Here is a 10,694-nt window from a genome sequence, read left to right as displayed (position 1 = left end):
ACGAGGTGCGGCTCGCCGCCGCGGTCACAGAGGCCGGCACGGTGCCCGGCCAGCGACGCCGCAGACTTACCGCCTGTCTGGCGCGCTGTCCTCACTGTCCTCAGTGGAATTCATGCCGAAACTTCACGCGGCTGGCTGCTCGAACTGCCCCAGGGTGGCACGCGCACGCATCGAAGACTGCGGCTTGAAAGGGAACACCTTGCCCCGCTGGCGGATCGCATCCAGGTAGTCGGCCCATGCCTGCATCAGCTCGCGCCGGTCCTCCAGGTGCTGCGCCCGGTTGTAGGCGCCGCGCACTTGGTTGCGTTCCAGGTGGGCAAGATGTCGCTCGATCACGTCGGGATTCCATCCGCCCTCATTGGCAGCGGTGGAGAAGACGGACCGGAAGCCGTGGGCGGTGTGCGCGCCCTTGTAGCCCATGCGGGCGAGGGCGCTGTTCAGCGTGTTCTCGCTCAGCGGCTTGCCGGGATAGAAGGGGCTCGGGAAGACCAGTTCGCCCGCGCCGGACAGTGGGCGCATACGCTCGATGACGGCCACGGCTTGGAGCGACAGCGGCACCAGGTGCTCACGGCCCATCTTCATGCGCTCGGCAGGGATGCGCCACAAGGCGTGCTCCAGGTCGAACTCCGCCCACCGGGCTTCACGCTGTTCCTCGGGGCGCACCGCCGTGAGCAGCAGCAGCCGCAGCGCTTCACAGGTGCCCGGCTGGCCCTGGTAGGCGTCAAGCTGCGTCAGAAAGGTGGGTAGTTCCTTGGCGGGCATCGCGGCCCGATGCGTCACACGCCGCGGCTTGAATATCTCGGATGGCTTCAGAGGATAGGTTGGGTCGGCCGCCACCAGCTCGTGCGCTACCGCGTAACGGAAGACAGCGCGCAGCCGCTGGAAGATCCGGATTGCCGCTTCGCCCGCGCCGCGCGCCTCCACGGCCTGCACGATCTGGCGCACGTCCGCAGGCAGGATCTCGTTGATCTGCCGAGCACCAATCTTGGGAAACACGTCCCGCTCGAATGAGGAACGGTGCATCTCTACTGTCCGTTCTCTCCAGGCCGCAGCCCGGTGCTGTAGCCACGCAAGAGCCACCGCCTTGAAGTGGTGTTCGGTCGCGGCCTTGGCCCGCGCCTTCTCAGCCTGGCGTGCTGCGCTGGGGTCGATACCGTCCGCCAGCAGCCGCCGCGCCTCGTCGCGCCGCTCACGGGCAGCCTTCAGCCCGGTGTCTGGGTACGTGCCAAGGGAAAGCCGCTTCTCCTTGCCCCCGTGGCGGTACTTCAGCCGCCACCACTTGCCCCCGTTTGGGGACACCTCTAGGTAAAGCCCCTCGCCGTCGAACAGGCGTACGGGTTTGGTGGAGGGCTTGGCGGCTCGGATGGCGGTATCGGTCAGGGGCATGGGGGCAACTTTACAGGCGGGGGCAACTGCTGCCCCAATTGTTGCCCCCACTTGCCCCCGGCTGCTACCGCACTTTGGCGGACTCATGCGGACGAAAAAAAGCCCGCTCTCCTAGGAGAAGCGGGCATTTTCTGGACTTCTGCGGACCTTTGCGGACCCTCGGATGGTCCCGCCGACAGGAATCGAACCTGTATTTGCCGCTTAGGAGGCGGCCGTTCTATCCATTGAACTACGGCGAGCGGACAGCGGCGCGCATTCTCGCATGGCTACAAACGGGGGCCCGGCGCGGCGGGGGCCGGCCTCGGCTCAGTTCCAGCGCCAGCTCCACAGCACGTCCACCGAGTTGTGCTCGCCGGACTGGCCGCGCAGCGTGATGCGGCGTCCCAGCCGGTAGATCAGCTGCCAGGTGCCCAGCGCGCTGCCGATGCCGCGTTCGTAGCCCAGGTACCAGCGCTGCGACAGCTGCCGCCCCAGCGTCACCACCGTCTGCTGCACCTCGCCGCTGCTGCGCTGGCTCAGCGCCACCTCGTCCAGCCCCAGGCTGCGGAACAGATTGCTCCCCGGCGTGGCGCCACCGCCCTGGCCGGCCAGCAGCGCCAGCGCGGCCCGCTGCAGCAGCGCGGTGTCGGCACGGCCCAGGGTGTCCGGGCCGCGTCCCGTCACCAGCCAGGCGAGCTTTTCCATCTCCGCCATCTCCGGCTCGCTGTACAGCCGCACCCGTGGGTTCTGCGCCGTGCCCACGATCTGCACGCCCACCCGCACCTCGTCGAGCCGCGGGCGGATCGCCAGGATGTCCAGCCGCGGGTTCAGCAGCGCGCCGGTGAAGACGATCTCGCCGCGCACGATCGCCAGATCCTGCCCATAGGCGGCATAGCGGCCTCGCAGCGTGCGCACCGTGCCCCGCACCTCCGGCTGTCCGCCCGGGGTGCTCAGCGTCAGCTCGCCGCCCAGCCGCGTATCGACGCCCTGGCCGCGCAGCCGCAGGCGCTCCCCCAGGTCCAGGCGCAAGTCCACCCGCGCGTGGCGCAGCAGTGCCGAGGGCTCGTCCGGGACCGGTGCCTGCGCGCTCGCGCCGGGGCGGTTCAGCACCGTCACGTCCTCGTCCAGCGTTGGCGCCTCGGTGCGGCTGATGTCGATGAAACCCTCGTCCACCGCCAGCCGACCGTCGAGCTCCAGCCGCTGCGCCTGCAGCGCCAGCGCCGCCTGGCCGCTGACGCTGAGCTGGCGGTCGAAGCGACCCAGCACCCGGAAGCGATCCAGCCGCAACTGCAGCGCCGCGCTGGGCGTCGCCCCGAAGCGCGCCCCGCCCGATGCCTCCAGCCGCCCCTCGCCGGCGTGCCATGTGAAACGCTCGATGCGCGCGTCCTCGCCGCGCAGCGCCATGGCGACCTCGCCGTCGCGCAGGTCCACGCCCTGCAGCAGGTTGCGCAGCGCCAGCCGCGAGGCGTCCAGCCGGCCCGTGATCTCCGGCGCCCCGAAGCGCCCACCCAGCCCGGCCGAGGCATGCAGCCGTCCGCCCAGGCGCCAGCCCGGCGGCACCCAGGGCGCCCACACGCCCAGGTCGTCCACGCGCAGCTCCAGCACGCCCTGCATCGGGTCCTGCGGGTCCGGCCAAGGCACGCGCGGACGGCTTTGAATCACCTGCGCCCCGGCCAGCACGCCGAAGTGGCGCGCCGCCATCGCCTGCGTGAAGGTCCAGCGCCCCTCCTGCACCTGCAGCGCCAAGCGCAGCTCGCTCAGCCCGAAAGCCTGCACGCCGCCGATTTCGTCGCTGCGCTGCAGGTCGCCGTGCCGCCGTTCCACGACGATCTCGCTGCCCTGCGCATCGGCGCTGTCGAAGCGCAGCTGGCCGCCCACCTCCAGGTCGCCGCCCCAGCCGAAGTCCGGCTGCAGCCGCTGCAGCCAGGGCGCCACGCGCAGCGCCTGCAGCTCGGCCTGCACCCGCAGCCGCGGCGGCGCATCGGGCGTGGCGGGCGCGCTCCAGTCCAGCTGCGACCAGCGCAGCGCCAAGCCCAGCATCTCCACGCCACCGGGCGCGAGCGACACGCCGCGCAGCGCCGAGTCGAAGGTGAGCTGCGCCTGCACCGGCGTGGTGCTCAGCCAGGGCGTGCCCCGGCCGCCGCGCGCGCGGGCCTGCAGCGTCTGCAGCTGCAGGTTCCAGCGCCCGGCCACGCCGCCCTGCCAGGCGCCGCTGCCGCGCAGCGTGAGCTCGGTGCCGCTGGAGGGGCCGATGAGGCTGTCGGCCCAGGCCGGCGGGCGCAGCGGGCTGGAGGCGTCCAGTTCGACCTGGTGCGCCGACCAGCGCCCCTGGAGGTGCGCGCGCAGCCGCTCCAGCCGCGCGGCGCCGTCCTGCTGCAGCCCGGTGGCGTCCAGCGCCAGGGCCAGCGGCGCATCGCCCGTGCCGGGCGCCTGCAGCGCCCAGCGCGCCTGGCCCTGCGCCAGCCGCCAGGGGCCCGCGCCCAGGCCCACCGTCTCCAGGCGGCCTTCGCTGCGCCAGTCCCGGGAGCCGCGCGCTTGCAGCGTTGCCTGGGCGCTGAGCCGGCCCTCGCGCGGCCACAGTGCGGGCAGGGCAGGATGCAGCTTCCCCAGCGGCGCCAGCGCCTGCAGCGCCGGCGCGTCCACGGCCAGGCTCCACTGCGGCGCCGCGCTGCCGGCGGCGCGGCCGTCCAGGTCGATGCGGTTGCCGCCCAACTGCAGCCGCGCCTGCGCCTGCAGCCCGGCGCCGGCGTCGCGCCAGGACATGCGTCCCTGCAGCGGCACCGCCGCCAACCGGCCCTGCAGCGACAGCGCGGCCTGGCCGCGCAGCGCCTGTGGCAGCGGTTGGCCGGCGGGGGCGGAGAGCTGCGCGTTCCAGTCGCCGTCGAGCACGGTGTCGGCCGGTGCGGCCGGCCACCAAGCCGTCGGGTCGAAGCTTTTCAGTTGCCCCTGGCTCCGTGCCTGCCAAGCGCCGGAGGGCTCGAACACCACCTGGCCCCGCACCTGGGCCTGCGCGCTGCCGGCGTGGGCGGCGAACTCCTGCACATCCAGCGTCCAGTGCGCGGCCTCGGCCGGGCCTTCGCGACGTGCCTGCAGCGCGGCCTGGAGTCGCGCCGGCAGGCGCTCGTCCTGCTGGCCGCGCAGGTCGGTGTCCAGGCGCAGCTCCAGCGGAGCCGGGGCGGTGGCCGGGCTGGCGGCCGAGCCGGGCAAAGTGAACCCCTGGAGCTGCAGCGCCAGCGGCCCATCCAGCCGCAGCGCGGGCAGCCGCGCATCCAGCCGTCCCGGCTGCAGCTGCCGTACGTGCGTGTCCAGCGCGAAGGTGCCGCCTTCCCAGCGCCCGCTGCCGCTGACGCTGCCGGCGCGGCCCCGGTCATCGCCCAGCTCCAAGGCCAGGGCCTGCAGCTCCAGCAGGTGGGGCCGCTGCGGCCGGGCGGCCAGGGTGAGCTGGGCGCTGCGCAGGGGCAAATGCGCCTCCGTCCAGCGGCCCGGGCGGGCGTTGTCCAGCGCCAGGTCCAGCTGCAGCGGCGTGCCGGCGGTGCCGCCCTGCAGGTCGGCGTGGCCGGTCAGGCTCGTGGCCGGCAGCGACGGCGCCAGGGCGGAGAGGTCCAGGCCCTGGGTGCGCAGTTGCAGCGCCTGCAGCGGCCAGTCCGCGAAGGGTGTCAGCCGCGCCTGCGCGTCCAGGCTGGCGGGCGTGGCGGTCCGGGCGCCGGGCGCCGGGGAGGGCGCTGCGCCGGGCGGGCTGCGCAGCGTGGCCGACAGATCCGCCTGCGCCAGCGTCCCTTCCAGCGTGAGCTGTGCCTGCCAGGCCGGCTGGACCTCGGCCAGCGTCGTGGCCTGGGCTCGTACCTGCAGCGCCAGCGGCGCCACCGTGCCGAGCTGGCCGCTGGCCTGCAACTGGAACTGGTGCCACTGCAGCGTCAGCGAATGCAGCCGGTGTACCTGCCCGGTCTGGGCGCCGAGCTCGGCCGTGAGCTGCAGATCGCGCAGGGGTGCGAGCGCGTCCACGGCCAGCGTGCCGACGTGCAGCGCTTCGATGCGCACCCGCAGCGGCAACCGCAGCGAACGCGGTGCGGTACGGGGGGAGGGCGGGGCGTCGTCCGTCCCGGAGATCCATGCCACGCGCGCCGCCCGCGGTGCCTGCAGCCTGAGGCCGAGCCAGCCGCCGCCGCTGGCCCACGGCTCCCAGCGCAGCTCGTCCAGGTTGAACGCGTCGATCTCCAGCCGCGCGCCGCCATCGCCCTGCCAGCGCAGCGTGTCGAAGGCCAGCGCGCCGCCCTGCAGCCCGCCGCGCAGCCCCGAAACCTGGACGCCCGCGCGCGGCAGCCACCATGCCAGCCCGGCCGGTGACAGCGCCCACCACAGCGCCGCACCGCTGCCGGCCAGCAGCAGCGCCAGCGCGAGCAACAGAGCGGGCCACCGGCGCCGGCGCGGGCGCGGCGGCGGCACCGCCGGCGGGGGCGGGTCGATGCTCAAAACGTCACCCCCACGCTCAGATGCAGCCGCGCCTTGCGCGCCGCCGTGCCGTAGGCCAGGTCCAGCTGCACCGGGCCCACGGGGCTGCGGTAGCGCAGCCCCACGCCCGGGCCCCACACGGGGCTGAGATCGCTCCAGCGCTGCGCCGCCTGGCCCACGTCCACGAACAGCGCGCCCCACAGCGCGGGCAGCTCCGGCGACAGCGGGTGCGCCACCTCGGCGCTGGCGGTGAAGAGCACGTTGCCGCTGGTGACCGTGCCGTTGACCGTCGGCGCCAGCGAGCGGTAGCGGTAGCCGCGCACCGACTGCTCGCCCCCGGCACGGAACTGCTGCGACTCCGGCACCTGCACGCTGTCGCGCATGAACACCTGTCCCAGCTCCACCCGGCCCTGGCCGAACCAGCGGTTGCCCAGCGGGCGGTACAGCGTGAGCCGCCCGTACAGCCGCGCGAAGGGGCCACTGGCCGCGTCGCCGCTGCGCGCTTGGCCCACGCCGGTTTGCAGCGACAGTGTCCAGCCGCGCGTGGGCAGCAGCCGGTCATTGAGCCGGCGCAGCACGATGTGGTGGTTCAGTGACAGCGCCTCGGTGCGCTCACCCGGCAGCGTGGGGTCATCCGGCCGCTGGTCGGAGCTTTCGAGCTCGACGAAGGTGAAGCGGTCCGCCCGCGGGGTGTTCTGGTCGCGCCCCAGGCGCAGGCGCAGCGAGCTCACCACGTCGGTCTCCGATTCCAGCCGCTCGGCCTGCGCGCTCACCAGGTTGCGGTGCATGCCCTCCAGGTGGTGCGAGGCCAGCTCGCCCTCCCAGGCCTGGCGCAGCTGCGCGGCCTCGATCTTGTTGCGCGCCGTGGCGGCCCAACCGAAGGCGCGCCGGTGCCAGTGCTCGACGCCGGCACGCACGCCGGTGTTGGCGTCCACGCCCAGCGCGAAGCTGGCCTGCTGCAGCGGCAGCTCATGCAGCTGCACCACCACCGGCGCCGCCGCCGGGTCGCCGCCGGTGTCCAGGGTGACGGTGGCCCGGTCGTAGAGGCCGGAGAGCAGCAGCCGCTCCTGGTAGTCCAGCAGCAGCGTCTCGCTGGCCGGCGTGCCGGGATGGAAGCCGGCCAGGTGGCGCACCGCGCGCTCGTCCTGGCGCTCCAGCCCCTCGATGCGCAGCGCGCCGGTGCGGAACAGCGCGCCGCTGTCAGCCACCAGCGACAGCCGCGCCTCGTTGGTCGCCGCGTCCACCTGCGCGGCGCTGTCCGCCAGCGCGGCTTGCGCGTAGCCCTCGGCGCGCAGTTGCGCCAGCAGGGCGCTTTTGCCCTCGGCCCAGTCGGCGTTGCGGAAGGGCTCGCCCTCGTCCAGCGGCCAGCGCCGGCGCAGCCGCCGCTCCAGCCTGCGCGCGTTGGCGTCGCCCGAGGCCTGCGCGCGCTCCAGGGCGCCCGTGAAACGCAGGTCCAGCCGCGCCACGCGCGTGCGCGGGCCCGGATCGACCTGCAGCACCACCACCGGCGGCGCTCCCGCCTCGCGCCGCAGCCGCACCTGCGCATTGAAATAGCCCTCGGTCTCCAGCAGCGCGCGCACCTGCGCGGGCGCGGCGGCCACCAGCCGCGTGAGCTCGCTGTCGTCGATGTCGGCCTGCGGCGCCACGCTGCGCAGCCGCGCCAGGTCCAGGTGCTCCAGCAGCAGGGTGCGCAGCTCCTGGTCGGCCACCTCGACGCGCAGCGCGTAGGGCAGGGGCCGCGGCGCCTCGGCGGCGGCGGGCGTGTCCGCATCAGCCTGCTCGGGGCGCAGCAGCGCGCAGCCGCCCAGCAGCGCCGGCGCCAGCAGCAGCCACAGCGCCCAAGCCAGCGCCGGCATCCCGTGCCGGCCGATGGGGTGGTGGAGGGCCCCGCGCCGGGCCGTCATTTGCTCAGCAGCCGCATCGCCCCTTCCAGGCCGGCCAGCGTGAGCGGGAACATGCGCGGCCCCAGGATCTGCTGCACCAGCGCGATGCTCTGTCGGTACTGCCACAGTCCCTGCGGCTCCGGGTTGATCCAGGCGCAGTGCGGATAGTGGTGCGCCAGGCGCTGCAGCCACTCGGCGCCGGGCTCCTCGTTGTGGTACTCCACGCTGCCGCCGGGCTGCAGGATTTCATAGGGGCTCATGGTCGCGTCGCCCACGAACACCAGCCGGTAGTCCTTGTTGTAGGTGCGCATGAGGTCCCAGGTGGACGTGCGCTCGGCATGGCGGCGGCGGTTGTGCTTCCACACGAAGTCGTAGACGCAGTTGTGGAAGTAATAGAACTCCAGGTGCTTGAACTCGCTGCGCACCGCGCTGAAGAGCTGCTCCACCGCCTTGACGTGCTCGTCCATGGAGCCGCCCACGTCCATCAGCAGCAGCAGCTTCACCTTGTTGTGGCGCTCCGGGACGAAGCGGATGTCCAGCAGCCCGGCATTGGCCGCCGTGGCGTGGATGGTGGTGTCCAGGTCCAGCTCCTCCGCGGCGCCCTCGCGCGCGAAGCGGCGCAGCCGCCGCAGCGCGAGCTGGATGGCGCGGGAGCCGAGCTCGGCGGCGTCGTCGTAGTCCTTGAAGGCGCGGCGCTCCCACACCTTCACCGCGCTCTTCTCCCGGCCAGGGCCGCCGATGCGCACGCCGCGCGGGTTCACGCCGCCATGGCCGAAGGGCGACGTGCCGTTGGTGCCGATCCACTTGGAGCCGCCCTCGTGGCGCTCCTTCTGCTCCTCCAGGCGCTTTTGCAGCGTCTGCATCAGCTCGTCCCAGTCCATGGCCTCCAGCGCGGCGCGCTGCTCGTCCGTGAACTCGCGCTCCAGCGTGCGGCGCAGCCAGTCCTCGGGCAGCTCCAGCGCCACGTCGATCTGCTCCACGCCCTTGAAGTAGGCGCCGAAGGCGCGGTCGAAGCGGTCGTAGAGCGTCTCGTCCTTGACCAGCGCGAGACGGGCGAATTGGTAGAACTCGTCCACCGAGGGGCCGATCACGCCCGCCTTGAGCCCTTCGAGCAGCGTGAGGAACTCCTTGAGGGACACCGGCAGCCGCGCCTTGCGCAGGCTGTAGAAGAAGTCGATGAGCATGGGCGGTCTCGCAGGGCTGCAGCCGGGGGAAGCATCCGCCCCCCGGTCCTTGGATTGTGCGCGGTGCCGCGCACCGGCTTCAGCGCGTGGGCGCGCCGGGATCGTGGCGGCGGAACCAGCGCAGCAGCTCCGCCAGCACGCGGCGCGCATGGCGCGGGCGGCGCAGGTCGGCGGCGTCCAGGCACAGCAGCCGCGACGGCACTTCCAGCGCCTGCAGCGCGTGGTGGTGCGCCAGCGCCTGCTGCAGCGGCACGCGCGCGTCGCGCGCGGCATGCACGATCAGCGTGGGCGTGCGCATGGCCTCGGCGCTGGCCTGCGGGCTGGCGATGAGCAGCCGCTCGGGGTTGGCCCAGGGCAGCGCGCCCAGCGCCCGCGTGAGCTGCGGCCAGGCGCTGCTGGCGAGCATCGAGTCCCAGTCGAACACGCCGCCCAGGCAGGCCAGCGCCGCGTGCGGCGAGCGCCGCGCGTTGAGCCACGCGGCCAGGAAGCCGCCATAGCCGCTGCCGGCGGCGAAGAGCCGCCGCGCGTCGGCCCAGGGCTGGCGCTGCAGCCAGGCGGTGGCGGTCTCCAGGTCCTGCAGCTCCAGCTCACCCCAGCGGTGGCTGATGCTGTCCAGGAAGGCGTAGCCGAAACCCGCGCTGCCGTGCACGTTGGCCAGCGCCACCACGCAGTCGCCCTGCGCCGCCAGCAGCGAGGGGTTCAGCACCATGTCCCAGCGCTCGCCCGCGCCACCCTGCGGCCCATCGGGCAGCAGTTGCAGCACCGGGTAGCGCCGGGTCGCGTCAAAGCCCGGCGGGTAGTGCAGCCAAAGCTGGAAGTCCTCGTCCTGCGCGCCCTGCAGCGTCACGGCCTCCGCCACGCCCGCTTCGACGCCGGCCAGGCGCGCGTCGTTGAAGCGCTCCACGCGCAACGGCGGGCGGCCGGGCAGGTGCACATGCACGCGCGCGGGATGCTCCAGCGCGTCGGCCACCGTCACCAGCGTGCCGGCGGTCTTGTCGAAGGCGCGCATCCAGCCGCCGCGCACCAGTAATTCAGCGCGGCGGTCCGCCACGTCGAAGCGCCACAGGTGCTGGCGGCCGTGCTGGCGCGCGCGCAGCAGCAGCGCCAGGCCGTCCTCCTCCCAGCGCAGCGGAGCCAGGACCTCGTGGTCCCAGGCGCCGCTGAGCACCGACCAGGTCCCCGTCTGCGCCTCCCACAGCGCGAGCTGCGCGGGCTGGTTGTGCTTGAGGCCGACGTGGCGCGCCAGGAAGGCCAGGCGTCCGCCGTCCAGCGCCGCGGGCGGTGCCCAGCGCGGGGAGAAGCAGTCCCAGGCCGCGTCGCGCACCAGCCAGCGCAGCGCGCCGGACTCGATGTCCAGCGCCGCCAGCGCGCGCGGCCCGCCGGGCGTCTGCGGGGCGCAGGCGAAGACCACGCGCCGGCCGTCCGGGGAGAGGTCGAAGGCCTCGGCCGTGTCGTCCAGCGCGCAGGGCAGGCCGGCGAAGAGGTCGCGCACGCCGCCGTCCAGGTCCAGCAGCAGCAGGTGCGCCACGCGCCGCTCGGCGTCGTCCTCGATGCGCACGCCGTCGCGCTGGTGGCGCTGCAGCTGGCGCAGCCGCCGAGCCTGGGCCGGAGCGTCGTCCAGGCCCGGCCACACGCGCGAGACGGCCAGCAGCCGCCGCCCGTCAGGCAGCCAGCGCGGTGCGTGCACGCCGGTGGGCACGCATGCCAGCGCGCGCGGCGCGGCGCCGTCCGGGGCCGGGTCGAGGATCCAGAGCTGTGGCGGCGCTTCGGGGTCGGCCGCCGCGCACGCGGTGCAGGCGATGAGCTCGCCGCG

General features: G+C 73.9%; 5 protein-coding genes and 1 tRNA gene. All 6 read right to left on the bottom strand.

The features are described from left to right. Positions 1 to 123 precede the first annotated feature (123 nt). The gene (locus tag Q0741_RS10790) at positions 124 to 1,386 is read right to left on the bottom strand and encodes an integrase arm-type DNA-binding domain-containing protein (RefSeq protein WP_298233203.1); all 1,263 of its coding nucleotides are present in this window, start codon (positions 1,384 to 1,386) and stop codon (positions 124 to 126) included. Positions 1,387 to 1,550: 164 nt separating this feature from the next. Further along, positions 1,551 to 1,625 (bottom strand) — tRNA-Arg (locus Q0741_RS10785). Between the two features lie 67 nt (positions 1,626 to 1,692). Further along, positions 1,693 to 5,835: a translocation/assembly module TamB domain-containing protein gene (locus Q0741_RS10780; RefSeq protein ID WP_298233202.1), complete on the bottom strand. Its 4,143-nt coding sequence runs from the start codon at positions 5,833 to 5,835 to the stop codon at positions 1,693 to 1,695. Then, a complete protein-coding gene (locus Q0741_RS10775) occupies positions 5,832 to 7,718 on the bottom strand; it encodes an autotransporter assembly complex family protein (protein WP_298233201.1) in 1,887 nt (628 codons plus the stop codon). The genes Q0741_RS10780 and Q0741_RS10775 overlap by 4 nt, the downstream gene beginning before the upstream one ends. Then, entirely contained in the window at positions 7,715 to 8,881 is a 1,167-nt protein-coding gene (locus tag Q0741_RS10770) for a VWA domain-containing protein (protein WP_298233200.1), read from the bottom strand. Before Q0741_RS10770 ends, Q0741_RS10775 begins: the two co-directional genes overlap by 4 nt. A gap of 79 nt (positions 8,882 to 8,960) precedes the next feature. Continuing rightward, on the bottom strand, positions 8,961 to 10,694 hold a 1,734-nt coding region (locus tag Q0741_RS10765), incomplete at its 5' end, for a prolyl oligopeptidase family serine peptidase (RefSeq protein ID WP_298233199.1).

Source organism: uncultured Azohydromonas sp., assembly GCF_937926365.1.
Classification (GTDB): Bacteria; Pseudomonadota; Gammaproteobacteria; order Burkholderiales; family Burkholderiaceae_C; genus Azohydromonas.
The sequence above is the reverse complement of the archived record's forward strand: the minus strand, read 5'-3'. Positions and strand labels throughout refer to the sequence as shown.